The following is a 21,734-nucleotide window of genomic DNA, read 5'->3' on the forward strand; positions in this document are numbered from 1 at the left end:
GTCACCAACACCATGATTTATATCGGAAATAACACGATCACGACAGCGGAAACAGCGACTTACTTGGGGAATGTGGGCTGAGGGTAGTCTGCGGTTGAGCACATTGTCCATTGATATTCGGTTGCTTGAATTTATTGACTTTTCGTACAGTAGACATTTCAGGGGTTAGTCACGGACTACCTGACCAACAAGCCAAGCACGCAATACAGCGATTGAAAGACCCTGAAATATTACGCCGAATACTCGCTTGTAGGCCCCACCTGAACTGCGCAGAACACGGCGAGGGTCCGTACGGTCCTCGGTCAGTTCTCGACAAAACGAACCTTGCCGATGAAAGGCAGGTTGCGGTTACGCTGTGCGTAGTCGATTCCGTATCCCACGACAAATTCATCCGGAATTTCGAACCCGATCCAGTCCGAGCGGAAGTCAACCTCGCGCCGGCTGGGCTTGTCCAGCAAAGCAATAGATTTCAGTCGTTTGGGTTTCCGGCTCAGCAGCAGGTGGGTGACATGGTTCAGGGTGTGGCCCGTGTCGACGATGTCTTCGACAACCAACACGTCCCGGCCTTCAATTGCGCCGCGCAAGTCTTTGAGAATGCGTACTTCCCGGCTGCTTTCCATCGAGTCTCCATACGAGGATGCCTCGAGAAAATCGACCTCGATCGGCAAGTCCAGTTCCCGCACCAGGTCGGCGATGAACACGAAGCTGCCGCGCAGCAAGCCAACAACGACAAGTTTGTCCGTACCGCCAAACTCATCGGTGATCTCGCGACAGAGCTCTTCGATCCGCGCGGCAATCGCCTTGGCTGAGATCATCTCATCTATCACATATGCGCGGTCGCTCATTGCTGCCCCCTTGATCTTTGGCGCGCAACATACGACATGACGCGCCATTGTCACCTGCAAATACCGGACGCCATGCCCATTCATTCGGAAAACCGCCACCTGCCTTACACCGCTCAGCAGATGTATGATCTGGTTGCCGATGTGGCCAAATATCCGGAATTCCTGCCATGGTGTGCCGCGGCGCGGGTCCGCAAGACCTTTGCTGTTGGAGAAGCGCAGGTGATGGAGGCCGATCTGGTCATCTCTTTCAAAGTCTTTCGCGAGCGTTTTGGTAGCCGCGTGACTTTGTTTGCGGATCAGAAAAGGATCGATACCGAATACCTGGATGGTCCGTTCAAATACATGAAGTCCGACTGGCAGTTCGAGGACGCCCCGGATGGCGGCTGCAATATCGCTTTCCATGTGGACTTCGAATTCAAGAATGCCATCCTGCAAGGCATCATTGGCGTTGTATTCAACGAAGCAATGCAGCGGATCGTGCGCGCGTTCGAAGCCCGGGCCGCCGAACTTTACGGCTAGTGTCCCAATCCTGAGGCTTTACCGGAGACGGGCGCACGCTAGACTGCGCTCATGACTGATTTCACTACCAAGATTGCCGCTTTCGCCGCTGGCCCCGTTTCGACCTCATCCCAGACCCGGATCGTAACATCCCTGTCCGTGCTCGACTGGATCGCGGTAGGGCGGGCGGGCGCGGACGAACCTGTGTCGAAAATCGTCCGCGCAATGGTTCTGGCCGAGGCCGGCCTACAACAGGCCCGCTTGTTCGGCGGCGGTTCGGCGCCCTTGCGCGCGGCCGCGTTGGTCAACGGTACGGTCTCACATGCGCTGGATTACGACGACACGCATTTTGCCCATATCGGACACCCTTCGGTGGTTGTTGTGCCTGCTGCGTTGGCCTTGGCAGAATGGGACGACCGCATTGTCGTCGACCTTCTTGAGGCCGCGCTGGTTGGTATGGAGGTCTCCATCCGCATCGGGCTGTGGCTGGGACGCGGTCATTATCAAGCTGGGTTTCACCAGACCGCAACGGCGGGCGCGTTTGGTGCGGCCGTTGCCGCCGGGCGGATATTGGGCTTCGATGCCGGGCAAATGGAAAGAGCCCTGGGGCTTACTGCGACACGCGCCGCCGGGCTTAAGGCGCAGTTTGGAACCATGGGTAAACCATATAACGCCGGTATGGCATCATCTACCGGAGTCGAGGCGGCGCTGCTCGTTCAGCGCGGGTTCGAACCGAACTCTGCCGCGCTTGAAGGGCAGTACGGGTTTGGCGCCACTCATCACGGAGAGGGCGACATCGTCTCTGCACTCGATGGTTTGGGCGATGAATGGCTGTTCGAGTCCGTCAGCCACAAGTTCCATGCCTGCTGCCACGGGTTGCACGCCGCGCTGGAAGCGGCGCGTGACCTTGACATCGCGGAACCCGAAGTGGCCGAGATCAAGATCAAGACGCACCCGCGCTGGATGAGCGTGTGTAACCAGATGTCGCCGGACACCGGATTGGGTGCCAAGTTTTCCTATCGAACGGTGATTGCGATGCAGGCGCTGGGATTCGATACCGCATTGCCGGAAAGCTATTCGGCCAGAACCTGCGCCGACCCGCGCATTGTGTCCCTGCGAAACCGGATTTCAGTCGATGCCGATGACAGCCTGTCTGAAACGCAAGCGCAGATATCTCTTCTGCGCCGCGATGGCGTCCGGCGTAAGGCGAAGCATGATCTGCTGACGCCCATGGCTCTGTCGGACCGCGAAGACCGCGTCCGCGGCAAGGCCGCCAAACTTATCGGACACGAAGACGCGGACGCGGTCTGGTCGATGCTGCGCACCGGGGGCCGCGCCCGCGAATTGCCAATCAATCCTGTAGGTTAATCAACCCGCCAGTGCAGCGGGAAGCCCGGGTCGAACACGGTCACAGGGCCATCCCCTGTCTCAATTTTGGACGGGTAGGTCACCGCGTCACCCTTCGTCAGGGTGAGGCTGTCCTCATTCACAGGCAAGCCATAGAATGCCGGACCGTTGAGCGAGGCAAACCCTTCCAGCTTGTCCAGCGCGTTTTCACGCTCGAACATTTCCGCCAGCAGCGACATGGTGTTTGTCGCCGTGAAACACCCGGCGCAGCCGCAGGCCATTTCCTTGTTAGCATCCGTATGCGGCGCGCTGTCCGTGCCCAGGAAATACCGCGCATCGCCCGAGGTCGCTGCGGCCAGCAATGCAAGGCGGTGTTCTTCCCGTTTTGCGACAGGAAGACAATAATAATGTGGTTTGATGCCGCCAACCAGAATGTGGTTGCGATTGATGATCAGGTGATGCGCCGTAATCGTTGCGCCCAGTCCGGCCTCATTCGATTTGACATAATCGACACCGTCTTTCGTCGTAATATGCTCCATCACAACACGCAGTTCGGGCGTCGCCTTGCGGATCGGATCCAGAACGCGGTCGATGAACACAGCCTCACGGTCGAAAATATCGATCTCTGCATCGGTTACTTCGCCGTGCACACAAAGCGGCAAACCGATGCTCGCCATTTTTTCCAGTACATGGCGGACCTTGTCGAAATCGCGCACGCCCGAGGCAGAATTCGTCGTCGCGCCTGCCGGGTACAGCTTGACAGCCTTGATCAGACCGCTGGCATGGGCGGCGGCCAGATCATCCGGGTCCGTATCTTCAGTCAGATACAACGTCATCAACGGCTCGAAACTCATTCCTTCCGGCAGCGCGGCCAGAATACGCTCCCGATAGGCTGCGGCCTGTGCGCCGGTGACGACAGGGGGCACAAGGTTCGGCATGATGATGGCGCGCGCAAAATGGCGTGCTGTTTCGGGCAAAACGGCCTGCAACATAGCGCCATCGCGCAGATGCAGATGCCAGTCGTCGGGGCGGCGGATCGTGATGCTGTCTGTCATGTGCCCCGGCTAGCACAAGGGTCGCAATCGTGAAAGACCTTGTCGAACCATCTGATCGCAGTAAGTCCAGAAAGACCGGTGGGGTTGACGCAAGACCGGCACCATGCCCTTGTGTGCGAAAGGAGATTGGCTGATGAACCACCCCCAATCCATTGATGCGGTTCAGAAGATGTTGGGCGCGCAGGGATACGTCTGCGGCCGGTCTCTGGCGACCGTTGTGTTTTTGTCTCTCAAACTGGGTCGCCCGCTGTTTCTGGAAGGCGAGGCCGGGGTCGGCAAAACCGAGATCGCCAAGGCGCTGGCTTCCGGTCTGGGGCGGCGGCTCATCCGGTTGCAGTGCTACGAGGGGCTGGATGCCGCATCGGCCGTTTACGAGTGGAACTTTCCTGCGCAAATGGTAGCAATCCGGACGGCCGAAGCGGCAGGTGATGCCGACAGATCCGCCCTGCAGGCCGAACTGTTTTCCAAAGACTACCTCGTGGAACGCCCCTTGCTGCAGGCCATGCAGCCCGATGAAAACGGCGCGCCTGTACTTCTGATTGACGAACTGGACCGGACGGACGAGCCATTCGAAGCCTTTCTGCTGGAAGCCCTCAGTGATTTTCAGGTGACGATCCCGGAGCTCGGTACGATCAAAGCGCCGGAACCGCCAATTGTGATCGTCACGTCGAACCGAACGCGCGAGGTCCACGACGCGCTCAAACGACGGTGCCTGTATCATTGGGTCGACTATCCGGATTTCGACCGTGAAATCGAAATCCTGCATGCCCGCGCGCCCGAGGCTGCCGACGCCCTCAGTCGTGAAATTGTGGCCTTTGTCCAGCATCTGCGGACCGAGGACCTGTTCAAGAAGCCCGGCGTCGCCGAAACGATCGACTGGGCCAAGTGCCTGTTGGCGCTGGATGTCATCAATCTCAGCCCCGAAGTGATCGGCGACACACTGGGCGCAATCCTGAAATACCAGGACGATATCCAGAAACTGCAGGGGTCCGAGGCGAAACGCATTCTGGATCAGGCCAAAGCCTCACTCGAACCGGCGTGATGCTTCATCTTTTCCGAAATACTCCAGGGGTATGGGGGCAGCGCCCCCATGCATTGTGATGGCCGAGCAACTGCCGATCGACATTCCCGATGATCCCAAACTGGCGCAGAATATCACCCATTTTGCCCGCGCTCTGCGCAAGGCCGGGTTGCCGATAGGAACCGGCCGCGTCATTGATGCCATCCGCGCCGTTGAAGCCGCCGGTTTTACCCGCAAGCAGGATTTCTACTGGACCCTCCACGCCTGTTTCGTCAGTCGTCCGGAACACCGCACCGTGTTTGCACAGGTGTTTCGCCTGTATTGGCGGGATCCACGCTATCTCGAACACATGATGTCCATGATGCTGCCGGCCATTCGCGGTGTTCAGGAGGAGCGCAAAGCGGATGCAGCCGAAAAGCGGGCAGCCGAGGCCCTGCTGGGTAGTGTCGAAAAGGATCTGCCGGAAGTCGAGGATCAGGGTGAGGAAACCGAACTCGACATTGATGCCTCTCAGACTGCGTCGTCCGAAGAACGACTGCGAAATCTGGATTTCGAACAGATGAGCACCGACGAAATCGCACAGGCCAAACGGATGCTGTCGCGCTTGTCTCTGCCGGTCAAACCCATTGCTTCACGCCGTGGTCAGGTCAGCCATCTGGGTCATCGTATCGACCGGGCCCGAACGTTGCGGGCCGCGATGCGGCAGGGTGGGGACATGCGGGACATCGCCCGGCAACGGCCCAGACCGCGCTGGCCCAACCTTGTCGTTCTTTGCGATATATCGGGCTCGATGAGTCAATACAGCCGGATCATCCTGCATTTTCTGCACACCGTCTCGAATGCGCGCGGCGCGGGCTGGGCCAGGGTTCATGCTTTCACTGTCGGAACCCGACTGACGAATATCACCAGACACCTGCATCAGCGCGATGTCGATGCAGCGCTGGCCGCCGCCGGGGCCGAGGCGCAGGACTGGGAAGGAGGAACCCGTATCGGGGAATGCCTTCACGCTTTCAATCGGGACTGGTCCCGACGGGTCATGGGGCAGGGCGCGGTGGTTCTGCTGATCTCAGACGGGCTGGATCGCGGTGAGCCGGATGCACTGGCGAAGGAAATTGAGAGGCTGCATCTCTCTGCAAGGCGCCTGATCTGGCTGAACCCCCTGCTGCGATGGGATGGCTTTGCACCCAAAGCCAAGGGAATTGCGGCCATGCTGCCCCATGTCGACAGCTTCCGGGCGGGTCATTCCATCGCTTCGCTTGAGGAACTGGCCCAGGTCATATCGCGGACCGACGACAATGGTGAGAAAGCGCGGCTGATGACCGCGCTTTCAGAGCAGTCTTAGCCTAGCTGCTTTTCATTGCACTCTCGTGCCATTTCCATGGCTTTGTAGGTGCCCGTCAGATCGACGGTAAAGGCGAATTCCTTTTCCGGAAAAACGACCATGACCTTCTGTTTGGCCAGATCGTCGGCGAATTGCGGGTTGTCCGACAGGACATAGCCACCGGAATAACCCTTGGTGATGTTCCCTTTCATGCCAGTACCTTCGCCGACATACAGGTTGTCACCCAGCATGATTGCGACCGCACCTTTTTCACCGCGTTTGATATCGGTTTTTTCCTTGGTGAATATGCCGACGTAGCCAACCCCGCGGTCTTCGGTCAGCCCCATCTGAACCACGTTTTCAGCGCTGTCCACGGCTTCAATCAGACAGGACTTCTTTTCCTTGTCCACAAAGACTTTCCAGCCCTCGACTTCTCCATACCGTTCGAATGTATCAGCCCATACAGCAGTCGAGGCCATCAGCCCCAATGCGGTCCCCAGTGAAAGAATACGTTTCAATTTTCTCTCCGATTCAAAAAAAAGTGGCAGAGCATCAGGCAACTTGCCAGATGCGGGGTCAGGCTAAAACCTGCGCCCAAAACAATCAATCCTAGGGTTTTTTGAATATGATGAAGCCGTCAGGTTGCCCCAAGGATCCGTTCGTCTTCCAGCAATGGGTTTCTTGCTGACCTCGCCGCAGGGCTGACTTTTCATTGCAGCAAACCTGCCTATGTTGGAACGGGAAACGCCAGGAGGTTTCGATGGATCGATTCGACAATAGCCCGGAGACAGCACTGAACTGGTTCCGCAAGGGCCGTGGCGCGGCCCTGGCGACCGTTGTCGATACCTGGGGCAGTGCGCCGCGACGGGTCGGATCGCAGCTTGTGATCGGGGGCGATGGCCGGATCGAAGGGTCGGTCTCCGGTGGATGTGTCGAGGGTGCAGTAATCGTCGAAGCAATGGAAGCCATCGATGAAGGCGAGGCGCGCCTGCTGGAATTCGGTGTCAGCGACGAGGACGCCTTTGCCGTCGGTCTGGCCTGTGGCGGCACGATACGTGTTCTGGTCGAGCCTGTCGGCACGGTTCTGACGGAAAACATGCTGACCAATCTGGTTGCGGCGCGCGCAGCGCGTGAAGCCGTCGCGTATGAAGTCAATATCGACACAGGGCACCGGGCTTTACGCCGGAACGCGTATCACGAGAGGCTCCGCATGGACCGGTCCGGTTTTGAAGCGGACGGCAAGACCTTTGTGGCTGTCCACAACCCTCCGCTGCGGCTGATCATCGTGGGTGCGGTCCACATTGCGCAGGCGCTTGTGCCAATGGCGCGGATCGCCGGGTATGATCCTGCAATCATTGATCCGCGAGAAGCCTTCGCATCCAGCGCGCGGTTTCCCGGTGAAACCATTCTGACGGAATGGCCAGACGAGGCGGTCGCTCAACTGGGGCTGGATGCGCGGACCGCAGTGGTTTTGCTGACCCACGATCCCAAACTGGATGATCCGGCGTTGCAGGCCGCGTTGCAGGCTGATGTGTTCTATATAGGCGCACTTGGTTCTACACGCACACACGCCAAACGAGTGGACCGGATGAAGCAGGCTGGTTTTACAAATGCGCAGATTGCCAGAATCCACGGTCCGATCGGACTGGATATCGGCGCTGCGGATCCTTCGGAAATAGCGGTTGCCATACTGGCGCAAATGACCGCCGTATTGCGGGGCAAGGCGTGAAATTCGGGCCGGTTCTGGTGCCCGAAGCAGAAGGGGCGGTACTTGCGCACTCGGTTCAGGCTGGCACAGTCAAACTGCGCAAAGGCGTGATCCTGTCGCGTGAACACCTTGAACAACTGACACAAGCCGGCCATTCCGAGGTTATCGTGGCCGGGCTGGAACCCGGGGATTGCCACGAGGACGAAGCCGCCCGAATGCTGGCCGAGGCTCTGGCGCCAGACCCGGCCGCTGCCGGTCTTCGGGTAACGCAGCCATTTACCGGGCGCGTCAACCTGCTGGCGGACGGGCCCGGCGTCGTGGTTCTGGATACGGATGCTCTGCGGCAGTTCAATCTGGTCAATCCAATGATAACGGTCGCCACTGTCCCCCAGCACCAGCAGATGGAAGCCGGTGGGATGGTCGCAACGATCAAGGTGATCTCGTATGCGGTTCCCGGCGGTGACGTCTTGCAGGCATCGCGACTGGCCGAGAACTCGATCCGGCTGGCCGTACCCGTCCACCGCACAGCCGGATTGATCGTGACCGACATTCCCGGCGGTCCACCGAATGAAAAGGGTATTGCTTCGATGCGTGGGCGTGTCGAAGCGCTTGGGATGGAGTTGAACGATATCCGCATCGTGCCGCATCGAACGCCAGATCTGGCCGAAGCCATTGCCGCCATGCAAGAGGATATCGTGATGATTCTGACAGGGTCTGCGACATCGGATCCCGCCGACGTGGCCCCCGAAGCCGTGCGCTCGGCTGGGGGTCAGGTGGACAGGTTTGGTATGCCGGTCGATCCCGGCAACTTGCTGTTTCTTGGTAGCTTGTCGGATCGTCCCGTCATTGGACTGCCGGGATGTGCGCGTGCGCCTGCCTTGAACGGGGCCGACTGGGTGTTGTCCCGCGTGGCCTGCGGCATCCCGGTGACCAGTGCGGATATCGCCGGGATGGGGGTTGGCGGATTGCTCAAGGAAATTCCGACAAGACCGCAGCCCCGGGCCAGAAAGAAGGTGTGACGTAGGGGCATTTTGCCCGGTCGCCATTGCGGGCTAAGCTGTTGTGTTTGGCCAATCCCCCTGTTCGTGCACCTGCCAAAGATTTTTGTTCTCAAACGAAAATTCCCGTGTTTAACTCGGCACAAGCAAAAAAACGAAATGGGAGGAACTTATGACACAGGTCTCAATGACCGTGAACGGAAAACCCGTGAGCGGTGATGTCGAAGGCCGGACCTTGTTGTCCAGCTTTCTGCGCGATCACCTGTCGCTGACCGGGACACATGTTGGTTGCGACACCGCGCAGTGCGGCGCGTGCGTCGTTCACGTGAACGGGGACGCGGTGAAATCCTGCAACATGCTGGCGCTTGAGGCGGACGGTGCCGACGTCGGCACGATTGAGGGGCAGGCCAACCCGGACGGTTCGCTGAACGTGATCCAGCAGGCGTTTCAGGATCACCATGGCCTTCAGTGCGGCTTTTGCACGCCCGGCATGGTGATGAGTGCCGCCGCGCTGCTGAAAGATAACCCGCGTCCGACCGAGGCCGAGATCCGGAAATATCTGGAAGGCAACCTGTGCCGCTGCACCGGGTATCACAACATCGTCAAGGCGATCATGGCCGCATCGGGCCAGGACGTTTCCAGCATCGCCGCCGAATAAAGCGGTCGCAAAGAATTTTCAGCGAAAATTCTTTCCCAGGGAGGAGAACAAGCAATGCCCAAAGACAGTGGCATCGGAGCCAGTTCCAAGCGGCGCGAGGACGTGCGCTTTCTGACCGGAGCGGGCAATTACACCGACGACATCAACGTACGTGGACAGGCCTATGTACATTTTCTGCGGTCCGACATCGCACATGGCCGGATCAAATCCATAGACACATCTGCGGCGGAAGCCATGCCAGGTGTGGTCAAAGTGTTCACCGGTAAGGACTTCGAAGGCGTGGGCGGGATGCCCTGCGGCTGGGAAGTCACCGACAAACACGGCGCACCCATGCAGGAGCCGCCGCACCCCATTCTGGCGCAGGGCAAAGTGCGTCACGTTGGCGATCCCATCGCCGCCGTTGTGGCCGATAGCCTTGAACAGGCGCGCGACGCGGCCGAGGCAATCGACGTGGAAATCGATGAATTGCCAGCCGTTATGGATATGAAGGCCGCAGCGCAAGATGGCGCGACGCTGGTTCATGACGACCTCAAGAACAACATCTGCTATGACTGGCAGCTGGGCGAAGCGGACGACGCCAAGGTCAACGAGGTCTTTGCCAACGCGGCTCATGTGACCTCGCTGGATCTGGTCAACAACCGTCTGGTCGCCAACCCGATGGAGCCGCGCGTGGCCGTGGCCGAGTACAGCCGCGCGACCGAAGAGTATACTCTGTACACGACGTCGCAGAACCCGCACGTGATCCGTCTGCTGATGTGTGCCTTTGTTTTGGGTCTGCCCGAACACAAGGTCCGCGTGGTGGCCCCGGATGTGGGTGGCGGCTTTGGCACCAAGATCTTCCACTATGCCGAAGAAGCGTTCTGTACCTTTGCGGCAAAAGCCTGCGGGCGTCCGGTCAAGTGGACCGCCAGCCGGTCCGAGGCATTCATGTCGGATGCGCAGGGTCGGGATCACGTCAGCAAGATCGAGCTGGCGCTGGATGCGGACAATAATTTTGTCGGCCTGCGGACCAACACCTATGCCAATCTGGGCGCGTATCTGTCGACCTTCTCCAGCTCGGTTCCGACCTGGCTGCACGGCACACTGATGGCGGGCAACTACAAGACGCCGGTCATTCAGGTAAACGTGAAAGCGATGTTCACCAACACGGTGCCGGTGGATGCCTATCGCGGTGCAGGCCGCCCCGAGGCGACCTTCCAGTTGGAGCGCGTCGTGGACAAGGCCGCACGTGAGCTGGGCGTCGATCCGATTGCACTGCGCCGTCAGAACTTCATCACTCAGTTCCCCTATGACACGCCGGTGGCGCTGACTTATGACACTGGAAACTACAACGGGACGATGGACAAGCTTGAGGCCGCTGCCGATTTGGCGGGCTTTGCTGCACGTCGGTCGGCGAGTGAGGCCAAAGGCAAGCTACGCGGTCTTGGGATCAACTGCTATATCGAGGCCTGCGGCATCGCGCCCTCTAACATCGTTGGGATGCTGGGGGCCCGCGCGGGTCTCTATGACGCTGCGACGGTGCGCGTGAACGCGACTGGGTCGATCAGCGTCATGGTCGGTGCGCACAGCCACGGGCAGGGGCATGAAACCGCCTTCCCGCAGGTCGTGGCGGACATGATCGGCATCGACGAGTCGATGGTCGAGATCGTGCATGGGGATACGTCCAAGATCCCGTTCGGGATGGGCACCTACGGCTCACGTTCGCTTGCGGTCTGTGGGTCGGCCATGGTCAAGGCGACCGAGAAGGTGATCGATAAGGCGAAAAAGATCGCTGCACATCTGCTTGAAGCGTCCGAGGCCGATATCGAGCTGAAGGATGGTCAGTTCAGTGTCGCGGGCACCGATAAATCGGTTGCCTGGGGGGATGTGACCCTGACGGCATATGTCCCGCACAACTATCCGCTGGAGGTCGAGCCGGGGCTTGAGGAAACCGCCTTCTATGACCCTGCCAATTTCACCTTCCCGGCAGGTGCTTATGCCTGTGAGGTCGAGGTTGATCCGGACACCGGTCAGGTCAGCATCGAGAAATTCACGGCCGCGGATGATTTTGGCAATATCGTCAATCCGATGATCGTTGACGGCCAGGTCCATGGCGGTATCGGTCAGGGCATCGGTCAGGCCCTGCTGGAGAACTGCGCCTATGACGAGAACGGCCAGTTGCTGAGTGCGTCCTTCATGGATTACGCCATGCCGCGTGCCGATGATGTGCCATTCTATGGTGTCGACCATTCCAGCCAGACGCCGTGCACGCATAACCCATTGGGTGTGAAGGGCTGTGGCGAAGCGGGCGCGATCGGATCGCCGCCGGCAGTTGTCAATGCGGTGCTGGATGCGCTGAATTCGGGCGGGAAGGCGGTGGACCACATCGACATGCCGGTCAGCCCGTCGCGCGTCTGGGCAGCCATGAACGGCTGAGTTGAGAAGGTGGACCGGGGGCCAGCCCCCGGACCCCCGGAGTATTTCCAAAAAGATGAAGGGCCGGGAAACGCCCTTCGGAAAGGAAAAGCGAAATGTACAGTTTCGAGTTTGAAAAACCCTCGACCATAGCCGATGCGGTTGCCGCGTTGGCGGCCGAGGATGCACAGGCGTTGGGAGGAGGGCAGACCCTTATCCCGACGCTGAAACAGCGACTGGCGGCGCCATCATCCCTGGTATCCCTGAGCGGAATTGCCGAGATGAAGGGTGTTTGCATTGAAGACGATGGCTCGGTTGCGATCGGTGGGGCGACGACTCATGCCTCGGTGGCGCGTGATGCGGCGGGGTCGTACCCGGCACTGGCGGCGCTGGCTGATCAGATCGGCGATCCGGCAGTGCGCAACCGCGGCACAATTGGCGGGTCGGTGGCAAACAATGATCCTGCAGCCTGTTATCCTGCGGGTGTTCTGGGATCAGGTGCGACCATCGTTACCAATACACGCCAGATTGCGGCAGATGACTTTTTTCAGGGCATGTTCACCACTGCGCTGGATGAAGGTGAAATCATTACGTCTGTCCGCTTTCCGGTGCCACAGGCGGCGAGTTACCAGAAGTTTCTGCAACCGGCGTCGCGTTTTGCGTTGGTGGGTGTGTTTCTTGCCCGTTTCGCTGACGGTGTTCGGGTTGCCGTAACCGGGGCCAGCGAAGATGGCGTGTTTCGATGGGGTGAGGCTGAGCAGGCCCTGAACAAGGAGTTCCGGCCGGATGCGTTGATGGACCTGAGGGTCAACCCCGCGAACATGATTGGGGACTTGCATGGCAGCAAGGAGTATCGCGCACATCTGGTGAACGTGATGACCAGACGGGCTGTCGAAGCGACGATGTAAACAGCTCAATGAACAGGGGCAGGCCCCGGGTTTACCGGGGGCTGTTCTTTTGACGCACTCTGGGCGGTTTTGAAGGGCGCCAGTAAGCGCCGGTTTCCTCACGAGCCCTTTGATATTCTTCCACGCGAATTCGTGCGGCGTCGCCGCCGGCGTCAAAGAGATGACCAAGCAAGCATTCCAGAACGGCCATTGCGCCCGAAAAGCTTGAGAAGTGGTGCAGGGATCGGGTGCTGACTGCCAGGACAACGTCGGGTTTGACGCCCGGGGCGATGACGTCACTGTCCGACAAAAGTATGATCTTCATTCCCATGTCGCGGGCATACCGCATGGCCTGAATCGTGTCCGCTGAATAAGGTTGGACGGTTATCGCGAACAGACAATCCTGCGTGTCCCCTTCGATCAGATCATCAATCGCGGAGCCCATTTGCCGAGGGATAAGCTGCATTCCGGGTTGTGCCATGCGTCCGGCGTAGCAAAAATAAGACGCCAGTGCATGGCTGGCCCGTGTGGCCGTCACAAAGCAACGCTTTGCATTGGATATGATGTCCGTGGCCATCTGCATTTTCTTGGGGTCTATCTGCCGCAACGAACGGGTGACGACGTTCAACTCATTCCGTGCAAATTGGGATTGAGCCGTAGCGAATTGCCCTTCTTGTCTGAGGCTGGACAGCCAGTCCTGTCCCAACTGTTCCTCTCGGTCTGTGGCCAGAGCGTGCCGAAATGGCTGACGAAAGGCGTCAAAGCCGTCAAAGCCCAGCCTCTGTGCTAATCGGACCAGAACGTTGGAACTGACGCCGATCTTTTGGGCGGTAACTCGAACCGGGTCGATACCGAAATCTGCTGGATGATCGATAATGTATTTTGCGGCTGCCTGAAGCTGTGTCGGCAGGTCATCGATGGTGCGGCGTAGGCGGTTGGTCAGTTGGGTTGGAGATTCAGTCATACGAAAAGAAAAACATATGTAATGAAAATGGCAAGTTGAAAACATTCGGTCGACAGGTAAATGGGGTGCAGGAACGCGGCTGGGGTTGGAGCAGGGAATGCAACGTCCGGAAAATGAAACAATCAGACCTTACGTAATGGTCGCGCCCAATGGCGCGCGGCGCGGTCACACTGATCATCCGAAGCTGCCTGTTTCGCTGGATGAAATATCGGCCAACGCCCGATCCTGTTTTGATGCCGGTGCACAGGGGCTGCATTTGCATGTCCGTGACGATCAAGGTGCCCATTCTTTGGATGCTGGGCGATACCGAGAAGCGATTGCCGAGTTGAGCCGCACTGTGCCGGAGATGGACATTCAGATCACAACCGAGGCCGCGGGCGTTTTTGATGTCGCGGCGCAGTTTGAATGTGTGAAGCAAGTCCAACCTGGCTGGGCTTCGATTTCCGTCCGTGAAACTGCCCGCGCGCCGGAGCTTGCGGAGCGGCTATATGGACTTTGTGCGGAACAGGGTACACGGGTTCAGCACATCCTTTATGATGCAGAAGATGCGGCTTTGCTGGACCAGTGGCGGGACAAAGGGATTGTGCGACAGGAGCAGGCGGATCGCCTGCTGGTTCTGGGCCGCTACACAACAGGTGGAGAATCGACACCTGAAGATATTGATGGTTTCCCGCAAAATCCGGCGCCGTGGATGATCTGTGCCTTTGGGAAACAGGAACATATGTGCCTTGCCGAAGCCGCAAAGCGAGGCGGTGATGTGCGGGTTGGTTTCGAAAACAGCCTGACCGACGCACAAGGTCGAACATGGACAGACAATGCGGCATCGGTAGCAGCGCTGGTCGCAAAAATTGAGAGGATTTTGATATGAGCCATGTATTTCCACGTCACACCAAGGCCGAACTGCCGGTCGCAGCAGGCGGTGACGGATGTTACCTGATTGACGCTGACGGGCGGCGCTATCTGGATTGCGGGGATGCGGCGGTTTCCTGTCTGGGGCACTCCAACCCGGCCGTGATCAAGGCGGTACAGGAACAGGTTGAAAAGATCGCCTTTGCCCATACAGGCTTCATGACCTCGGAACCGGCAGAGGAATTGGCGGATTTGCTGATCGAACACGCGCCGGGTGATCTGGACCGGGTGTACTTCGTTTCCGGGGGGTCTGAGGCCACCGAAGCCGCGATCAAGCTGGCGCGCCAGTATTATCTTGAAATCGGTCAGCCCGAACGCCGGCATGTGATCGCTAGGCGGCAGAGCTATCACGGCAACACTCTGGGTGCGTTGTCGGCAGGTGGAAACGCGTGGCGGCGGGCGCAGTTCGCGCCGATGCTGATCGAGATGACCCATATCGCGCCCTGTTTCGAATACGCTGAAAAACCCGATGGCGAGAGTAGCTTTGACTATGGTCAGCGCGTCGCCAATGAGTTGGAAACCGAGATTCTACGGCTTGGTCCCGATACCGTGATGGCTTTCATGGCAGAGCCGGTTGTAGGCGCGACATTGGGTGCAGTTCCTGCGGTTGAGGGGTATTTTAAACGCATTCGTGAGATCTGCGACAAGTATGGCGTGTTGTTGATTCTGGACGAAGTGATGTGTGGCATGGGCCGGACAGGGCATCTGTTTGCCTGCACCCATGATGGGGTGGCGCCGGACATCCTGTGCATTGCCAAGGGTCTGGGCGCGGGGTATCAGCCGATCGGTGCGATGCTGTGTTCCGGTGCAATTTATGATGCGATCCGGGATGGGTCCGGGTTCTTTCAGCATGGACACACCTACATCGGGCACCCGGTTGCGACGGCTGCTGCCTTGGCTGTTGTAAGGGAGCTGACTAACCGCGATTTGCCGACCCGAGCTGGCGTGATGGGTGAAAAGCTGCAATCAGCGCTTGAGGCTGCGTTTGGACAGCATCCGAATATTGGCGATATCCGCGGCCGGGGGTTGTTCCGCGGGGTGGAACTGGTGGCCGATCGGGAAAGCCGCACGCCTTTTGACCCTGCGCTGGGTGTCGCGGGAAAGATCAAGAAGGCCGCTTTGGCCGAAGGGCTGATCTGTTACCCTATGTCCGGAACGCGCGACGGCAGGAAAGGTGACCACGTCCTGCTGGCACCACCCTTTATCATCGAGGACGAGCAGATTGACGAACTGGTCGCAAAACTAAGCAAAGCCATCCAGGTTTCGCTGCCGGCCTGATCAAGTCAGAGAATTCTCAGAGGGCCGTATCTTCCATGGCTCTCTGGTAATGCGCATTGAACGCCATGATCGGGTGTTCTGATTGCGATGAACACGCGTCATCGACCACCAGTGCCCCAAACCCGATCGCGCCACTTTCCAACCCTTTTTGAACCGAATCCACAATCGGGCCATCTTCGGCAAAGGTGGTGTTGCGGTGTTGCAGGATGATCTCTTGTTCAACGGCGTTCGGTTCGGATTCGGGCAACCACCAGTCAACTTCGATCTTTGTTTTGTTCACACTGACCGGGGTCCAGCGATAGGTGTTCACAATCCCGCCGGGGTAAACTTGCAGGGCAAAAAGCGGAAAGAACCACCATGTCAGGAACTTGTCCGTGCGCGCTTCGGGGTCGGCGACGTAGCTGTAGGATTTCTGGCTGTCCGGGCGGGCCGGGCTGGCATGGCGAATGCCGTAATCATGGCCGCGTGTCCGGTATTGATCCGGATCGACCACACCAGTTGTCAGAGTCTTGTGAACCACAGCGCAGTGATAGCATTCGTTGAAATTCTCGGCGACCACTTTCCAGTTCGCGCTGGCCAACCGTTCCGTCCGGTCCGCTCGTTTATAGTTGGGAAGGTTGGGCGCGTATTCAGCGATTTCGCCAAACGCGCTTTCGGCCAGTTCGGCCATTGGCCGGGCGTCCGGGTCCAGGTTCAGCAGAATGAGTCCGAAGAACAGTTCAACCTGAACCGGGCGCAGCTTGTACTGGCTTTTGTCAAAGCCCGGAAACGCGGTGGCATTCGGCGCGGCGCGCAACTGTCCGGTCGTGTCATAGGTCCATGCGTGATAGGGGCACGTCATCTTTTTGGTGCAACCCTTGCCATTCAGCAATTCATGGCCGCGATGAACGCAGACGTTGTAAAAGGCTCGGATTTCGCTGTCCTGGCCCCGAATCACGATCACTGAGACGCCGCTGATGTCTTCGACAACATAGTCACCGAAGTTGGGGATGTCGGTTACATGGCCTACCAAATGCCAGGACCGCCTGAATATCCGGGTGCGTTCTTGGGAAAAAACGGTCTCATCGCAATAGGCCTGCGTCGGCAGCGATTGATAAACGCCGCCCGCGAATGACATTTCACCCATCGCTACCTCCCCTTTATCCGGCATTTCACGCTTAACCGCATCGCGATTCCGCGCATTCCAGTTTGCGCCAGCGCGCCGTCGAAATCAGAGTGCCTGAAATCGACCCATGGTCGCTTTCAGACCTCTAAGATGTGCGGACGGGGACAGGTGTATACAAATCGCGAGGATTGAATTTTTGGTGAACAAAAAAACCCTGCCAGAGCAACTCTGACAGGGTTCGGAATTGGTTATTTGCAAGGCTTATTTCTGCGGAAGCGGGCCGATCATCATGATCATCTGACGGCCTTCCATCTTCGGCATGTTCTCGACCTTGCCGATTTCCTTGATGTCTTCGGCAACACGCTCCAACAGTTCGCGACCCAGGTTCTGGTGCGCCATCTCACGGCCACGGAAGCGCAGGGTGACTTTGACCTTGTCGCCCTTTTCCAGAAACTTGACGACGTTCTTCATCTTGACGTCGTAATCATGCGTGTCGGTGTTGGGCCGGAACTTGACCTCTTTCACCTCGATGATTTTCTGCTTCTTGCGGGCTTCGCTTTCGCGTTTCTGCTGTTCGTACTTGAACTTGCCGAAATCCATGATTTTGCAAACCGGAGGATTGGCATTGGGCGAGATCTCGACCAGATCAAGTCCGGCATCAGCGGCCATCTGCATAGCTTTGGCGGGATGAACCACCCCTACGTTATCACCGTCAGCGCCGATCAGGCGGATTTCAGGGGCACGGATCTTTTCATTGACGCGCGGTCCGGTGTCTCTCTGCGGCGGCGCGTTGTGGGGTCTGCGGGCTATGGGTTCATTCCTTTGATGATTGCAGAATTTCGAGACCGGAATTTAGACCGGTGCGAAAGGCGTTTCAAGCAGCATAAAGGCCGGAAAACACGAAAAACCCGCCTTTGTTGGCGGGATTGAGCTGGCCGGGTTGTCAATTACCCGGCCAGCCCCAAAGATCAGCCGACAAAGGCTTTTTCGATGACGAATTCCTTGGGGTCGGAATTTGCGCCTTCGCGCAGTCCAAACTCTTCCAGAATTTCCTTGATATCGAGGTTGAAAGCCAGGCTGCCGCAAACCATCGCGCGGTCGGTTTCGGGTTTGATTCCGCCATCGATGCCCAGATCGGCAAATACGGTGCCGTCTTTCAGCAGGTTGGTGATGCGGCCCATCTTGGGGCTCTCTTCCCGGGTGGTGGTCGGGTAGTAGCGGATCTTGTCTGCAAAACCTTCGCCGATCAGTTCTGCCAGCAGTTCGTCCTGGCGGATGCTTTCGATCAGCTGGCGGCCGTACTCCAGTTCAGCCACTTCACGGCAGGTGTGCGTGATGATGACCTCATCATAATCCTCATAGGTCTGCGGCTCGCGCAGCAGCGAAGCGAAGGGCGCGAAACCAGTGCCGGTGGCAAAGAACCACAGGCGTTTGCCGGGCAGCAGCGCGTCGTGCACCAGGGTACCAACGGGCTTGGGGCGAAGGATGATCTGGTCGCCGGGTTTGATGTGTTGCAGCTTCGAGGTCAGCGGACCGTCCTGCACCTTGATCGAGTAGAACTCGAGTTCCTCGTCCCACGAAGGCGAGGCGATGGAATAGGCGCGCAGCAGCGGCTTTCCGTTATCGCCCAACAACCCGATCATCACGAATTCGCCCGAACGGAACCGCAGCGAGGCAGGGCGCGACACCTTGAAAGAAAACAGGCTGTCGGTCCAGTGTTTCACGTCAATTACAGTTTGCGCGTCCGGCAGGACGGGGGCCTTTACGGCAGTTACTTCGCTCACGGGCTTCATCTCTGTCATCGTTTACCTGCCGGTCTGCTAAACCGACATCTCCGTTTAATCGTTGATCCAAGTCAGGAAAAGGGGACAGATTGCCCCCTTTCTGTCACAAGCTGGCGATGTGCGGCCTTAACCGCGCAGGCGGGCCTGATAGTTGTTCTCATTCCAGTTGGCGCGGGCAAGCCACTGATCTTCGGGCTGACGGGTGGCAAGGCCATCATCAATCTCGACCTCGTCAAAGCCACTGCGCCGCGCCATCGCGTATTGGTCTGCCAGAACGTGCCCCTTGGCGCGCAGACGCCCGGTATAGCCTTTCAGGCGCAGGGTGCGGGCGATGGTAAAGCCGCGGCCATCTGCGAAGGACGGGAAATCGACCCGCACCAGTTCGGCTCGGCCAAGACGATCGTAGAGTTCATCCGGGTCGGTGTCTGAACTTACATCCAGGGCAACCACGTCATTGGCGGCATCATCCAGCGAAACAAAGCCGTCGGTCCAATCATCGGGGGAAAACCCCTGATCCGTTACGATTACATTCATTGCTTTTCTCCAACACGCACCATCTTGCCGTCGACAAAATGGATGCCGCATTCTTCCTTGTTCTGATCGCGCCAGCGTCCGGCGCGGGGGTCTTCGCCCTCTTTGACCGGCGAGGTGCAGGGCGCACAGCCGATCGAAGGATATCCTTTTGCCACCAGCGGATGCCGGGGCAGGCGGTTTTCGTCCATGTAGGCGCGCACATCTTCAGATGCCCAATGCGCCAGCGGGTTGACCTTGATCCGGCCTGTTCCGTCCTCGACCTCGAAAAAGTCGAGCGCGGCGCGGGTGCCGGCCTGAAACCGTTTGCGCCCGGTGATCCAGCCGCAATAGCCCATAAGAGCCTTTTGCAGCGGGAATGTCTTGCGTAGGTTGCAGCACGCATCTGTGTCGCGCAGGCGCAAGGCGCCATAGGGGTCATCGCGCAGGATGTCTTCATCGTCCGCCCTGACGATCCGAACGTTTCTCAGTCCAAGACGCTCGCTGACCTCCTGCTGATATTCCAGCGTTTCGGTGAACAGCATCTGAGTGTCGATGAACAGGACAGGCGTTGCCTTGTCGACAACAGCCGCCATGTGCAGCAACACCACCGATTCCGCCCCAAAGCTTGACACAAGGGCAAGCTCATCGATCTCTTCAATCGCGCCATGCATCACGTCGTGTGCACTGTGGTGGCGGAATCGGGCGTTGAGGTCCTCGACCCGTTCAGTCAGTTCACTTCGGTCTTTACCCAGTTCCGTCTGGATCAGGTCAAGCGGCATTGGCCTGTGCCTCGGGGTAAAGCGCCGCCTTGAACGGCGCCATGCCAACGCGGCGGTATGTTTCCAGGAACGTCTCCTCTGCGCTTTCACGCTGGTTCAAGTAGGTTTCAACGATGCGTTCCACGGCGGGGACGATCTCATCGTAAGCAAAGCCCGGACCAGTTCGATCGCCGATGGCCGCGCTTTCGGTGGCATCACCGCCCAGAGTGATCTGGTAGTTTTCGACGCCGGCACGATCCAAACCCAGGATGCCAATATGACCCACGTGGTGGTGACCACAAGCGTTGATGCAGCCCGAGATCTTGATCTTCAGGTGGCCGATATCATGCTCGAGCTTCAACTCGTCGAAGCGGGTTGCAATCTCTTGCGCTACCGGGATGGAACGAGCGGTCGCCAGCGCACAGTAGTCCATGCCGGGGCAGGCGATGATGTCGCTGATCAGGCCAATATTGGCGGTGGCCAGTTCGTGTTCCTTCAGCTTCGCGTGGACCGCAGGCAGGTCCGATTTATGGACATGCGGCAGGATCACGTTCTGCTCATGGCTGATGCGCAGTTCGTCATAGGCGAACTCTTCGGCCATATCGGCCATGACCCGCATCTGCTCGGCCGTTGCATCGCCCGGCGTCTGGCCGTGCTTCTTGATCGAGATGGTGACAATCGCGTGGTCTGCGTTCTTGTGCGACGCGATGTTGGTATCGACCCACGAGCGGAAGACCGGATCGTTGGTGTAGGCGGATTCAAACGACGCAACCGAACCCTCTCGGAAGGCAGGGGCAGCGAAGTGGGTCTTGATTTCGTCCAGCAGCGACATGTCGGCGCCTTTGAACTGGGGGCGGACCTTCAGGAAGCGCTCGTTCACCTTAGCGCGGATAGCGTCGATGCCATGCTCATGCACGGTGATCTTGATACGCGCCTTGTATTTGTTGTCGCGGCGGCCGATCTGGTTCCACACGGAAACGGTGGCTTCGAGATAAGCCAGCAAGTCGTCGAAGGCGACGAATTCGGACAGTTCCTTGCCAATCATCGGCGTACGGCCCAGACCGCCACCCACGATAACGCGGGCACCCAGAACGCCGTCACGCTCGACCAGTTGCAGGCCGATGTCATGCGCCTTGATCACGGCGCGGTCGTTTTCCGAGCCGGTGATGGCGATCTTGAACTTGCGGGGCATGAACTGGAATTCCGGGTGGTCGGTCGACCACTGACGCAGCAGTTCGGCATAGGGGCGCGGGTCGGCGACCTCATCCGCGGCGGCACCGGCGAAATGGTCGGCGGTCACGTTGCGGATGGTGTTGCCCGAGGTCTGGATGGCGTGCATGCCAACCTCGGCGAGCGCATCCAGCATATCTGGCACGTCGTTCAGCTTTGGCCAGTTGTACTGGATGTTCTGACGGGTGGTGAAGTGGCCATAGCCCTTGTCCCACTTTTCGGCCAGTAGGGCCAGCTGACGCATCTGAGCGCTGTTCAGCGTCCCGTAAGGGATCGCTACGCGCAGCATGTAGGCGTGCAGTTGCAGATACAGGCCGTTCATCAGGCGCAGGGGTTTGAATTCGTCTTCGGTGAGCGAGCCGTCGATGCGACGCTCGACCTGCGCGCGGAACTGCGCGTTGCGTTCTGCCAAAAATGCTGTGTCGAACTCGGAGTAGCGATACATGATTAGCTGTCCTTAG

General features: G+C 58.6%; 21 protein-coding genes. 11 read left to right on the forward strand and 10 right to left on the reverse strand.

What is annotated here, in order from left to right; all coding sequences use genetic code 11:
- Window positions 1-302: 302 nt before the first annotated feature.
- Window positions 303-845, reverse strand: coding sequence for a hypoxanthine phosphoribosyltransferase (gene hpt / locus AC2FIR_RS22090; RefSeq protein ID WP_170616748.1), 543 nt, complete (start codon window positions 843-845; stop codon window positions 303-305).
- 72 nt (window positions 846-917) lie between these two features.
- On the opposite strand from hpt, the gene AC2FIR_RS22095 reads away from it, so the two are divergent.
- A complete protein-coding gene (locus tag AC2FIR_RS22095) occupies window positions 918-1,364 on the forward strand; it encodes a type II toxin-antitoxin system RatA family toxin (protein WP_170616917.1) in 447 nt (148 codons plus the stop codon).
- Window positions 1,365-1,415: 51 nt separating this feature from the next.
- The gene (locus AC2FIR_RS22100; RefSeq protein WP_496747296.1) at window positions 1,416-2,711 is read left to right on the forward strand and encodes an MmgE/PrpD family protein; all 1,296 of its coding nucleotides are present in this window, start codon (window positions 1,416-1,418) and stop codon (window positions 2,709-2,711) included.
- Here AC2FIR_RS22100 and pyrC read toward each other — a convergent pair.
- Window positions 2,708-3,745: a dihydroorotase gene (gene pyrC / locus AC2FIR_RS22105; protein WP_496763171.1), complete on the reverse strand. Its 1,038-nt coding sequence runs from the start codon at window positions 3,743-3,745 to the stop codon at window positions 2,708-2,710. The genes AC2FIR_RS22100 and pyrC overlap by 4 nt on opposite strands.
- A 133-nt stretch (window positions 3,746-3,878) precedes the next feature.
- Here pyrC and AC2FIR_RS22110 point away from each other — a divergent pair, with 133 nt between their 5' ends.
- A complete protein-coding gene (locus tag AC2FIR_RS22110; protein WP_496747293.1) occupies window positions 3,879-4,787 on the forward strand; it encodes an AAA family ATPase in 909 nt (302 codons plus the stop codon).
- Window positions 4,788-4,845: 58 nt separating this feature from the next.
- A complete protein-coding gene (locus tag AC2FIR_RS22115) occupies window positions 4,846-6,108 on the forward strand; it encodes a vWA domain-containing protein (protein WP_496763176.1) in 1,263 nt (420 codons plus the stop codon).
- On the opposite strand, the gene AC2FIR_RS22120 is transcribed toward AC2FIR_RS22115, so the two are convergent.
- Entirely contained in the window at window positions 6,105-6,605 is a 501-nt protein-coding gene (locus AC2FIR_RS22120; RefSeq protein ID WP_170616759.1) for a hypothetical protein, read from the reverse strand. The genes AC2FIR_RS22115 and AC2FIR_RS22120 overlap by 4 nt on opposite strands.
- A 242-nt stretch (window positions 6,606-6,847) precedes the next feature.
- Between AC2FIR_RS22120 and AC2FIR_RS22125 the strand changes: the two genes are divergently transcribed.
- The 5 genes from AC2FIR_RS22125 to AC2FIR_RS22145 all read left to right on the forward strand — a co-directional run bounded on the left by AC2FIR_RS22125 (window position 6,848) and on the right by AC2FIR_RS22145 (window position 12,753).
- Complete coding sequence (locus tag AC2FIR_RS22125) at window positions 6,848-7,816, forward strand: XdhC family protein (RefSeq protein WP_496763179.1); 969 nt, start codon at window positions 6,848-6,850, stop codon at window positions 7,814-7,816.
- Entirely contained in the window at window positions 7,813-8,814 is a 1,002-nt protein-coding gene (locus AC2FIR_RS22130; RefSeq protein WP_496747289.1) for a molybdopterin-binding protein, read from the forward strand. The genes AC2FIR_RS22125 and AC2FIR_RS22130 overlap by 4 nt, the downstream gene beginning before the upstream one ends.
- Before the next feature lie 151 nt (window positions 8,815-8,965).
- Window positions 8,966-9,451 (forward strand): (2Fe-2S)-binding protein, encoded by a 486-nt coding sequence (locus tag AC2FIR_RS22135; RefSeq protein WP_170806253.1) that lies wholly within the window; start codon window positions 8,966-8,968, stop codon window positions 9,449-9,451.
- 54 nt (window positions 9,452-9,505) lie between these two features.
- Window positions 9,506-11,866, forward strand: a complete 2,361-nt coding sequence (locus tag AC2FIR_RS22140) for a xanthine dehydrogenase family protein molybdopterin-binding subunit (RefSeq protein WP_496747287.1) — start codon at window positions 9,506-9,508, stop codon at window positions 11,864-11,866.
- A gap of 95 nt (window positions 11,867-11,961) precedes the next feature.
- Window positions 11,962-12,753, forward strand: coding sequence for an FAD binding domain-containing protein (locus tag AC2FIR_RS22145; protein ID WP_496747286.1), 792 nt, complete (start codon window positions 11,962-11,964; stop codon window positions 12,751-12,753).
- Between the two features lie 31 nt (window positions 12,754-12,784).
- Here AC2FIR_RS22145 and AC2FIR_RS22150 read toward each other — a convergent pair whose 3' ends face one another.
- Window positions 12,785-13,696 carry a MurR/RpiR family transcriptional regulator gene (locus AC2FIR_RS22150; RefSeq protein WP_496747284.1) on the reverse strand — a complete coding sequence of 304 codons (912 nt, stop codon included), beginning with the start codon at window positions 13,694-13,696 and terminating at the stop codon, window positions 12,785-12,787.
- 97 nt (window positions 13,697-13,793) lie between these two features.
- On the opposite strand from AC2FIR_RS22150, the gene AC2FIR_RS22155 reads away from it, so the two are divergent.
- Together AC2FIR_RS22155 and AC2FIR_RS22160 are read left to right on the forward strand one after the other, a co-directional pair.
- Window positions 13,794-14,564, forward strand: coding sequence for a beta-keto acid cleavage family enzyme (locus AC2FIR_RS22155; RefSeq protein WP_496747283.1), 771 nt, complete (start codon window positions 13,794-13,796; stop codon window positions 14,562-14,564).
- Window positions 14,561-15,883: an aspartate aminotransferase family protein gene (locus AC2FIR_RS22160; RefSeq protein ID WP_496747282.1), complete on the forward strand. Its 1,323-nt coding sequence runs from the start codon at window positions 14,561-14,563 to the stop codon at window positions 15,881-15,883. The genes AC2FIR_RS22155 and AC2FIR_RS22160 overlap by 4 nt, the downstream gene beginning before the upstream one ends.
- A 16-nt stretch (window positions 15,884-15,899) precedes the next feature.
- Here AC2FIR_RS22160 and AC2FIR_RS22165 read toward each other — a convergent pair whose 3' ends face one another.
- The 6 genes from AC2FIR_RS22165 to AC2FIR_RS22190 form a co-directional block, all read right to left on the reverse strand.
- Entirely contained in the window at window positions 15,900-17,009 is a 1,110-nt protein-coding gene (locus AC2FIR_RS22165) for an aromatic ring-hydroxylating oxygenase subunit alpha (protein ID WP_496747280.1), read from the reverse strand.
- 240 nt (window positions 17,010-17,249) lie between these two features.
- A complete protein-coding gene (infC, locus tag AC2FIR_RS22170; protein WP_480440513.1) occupies window positions 17,250-17,840 on the reverse strand; it encodes a translation initiation factor IF-3 in 591 nt (196 codons plus the stop codon).
- Window positions 17,841-17,956: 116 nt separating this feature from the next.
- On the reverse strand, window positions 17,957-18,790 hold the full coding sequence (locus AC2FIR_RS22175; protein ID WP_170616777.1) for a ferredoxin--NADP reductase: 834 nt from the start codon (window positions 18,788-18,790) through the stop codon (window positions 17,957-17,959).
- Window positions 18,791-18,898: 108 nt separating this feature from the next.
- Window positions 18,899-19,306 (reverse strand): DUF934 domain-containing protein, encoded by a 408-nt coding sequence (locus AC2FIR_RS22180; protein WP_170616778.1) that lies wholly within the window; start codon window positions 19,304-19,306, stop codon window positions 18,899-18,901.
- Entirely contained in the window at window positions 19,303-20,064 is a 762-nt protein-coding gene (locus AC2FIR_RS22185; RefSeq protein ID WP_496747279.1) for a phosphoadenylyl-sulfate reductase, read from the reverse strand. Before AC2FIR_RS22185 ends, AC2FIR_RS22180 begins: the two co-directional genes overlap by 4 nt.
- Window positions 20,054-21,718 carry a nitrite/sulfite reductase gene (locus AC2FIR_RS22190; RefSeq protein ID WP_496747278.1) on the reverse strand — a complete coding sequence of 555 codons (1,665 nt, stop codon included), beginning with the start codon at window positions 21,716-21,718 and terminating at the stop codon, window positions 20,054-20,056. Before AC2FIR_RS22190 ends, AC2FIR_RS22185 begins: the two co-directional genes overlap by 11 nt.
- Window positions 21,719-21,734: the final 16 nt, after the last annotated feature.

It is taken from the genome of Ruegeria sp. CDSB136 (assembly GCF_059610965.1).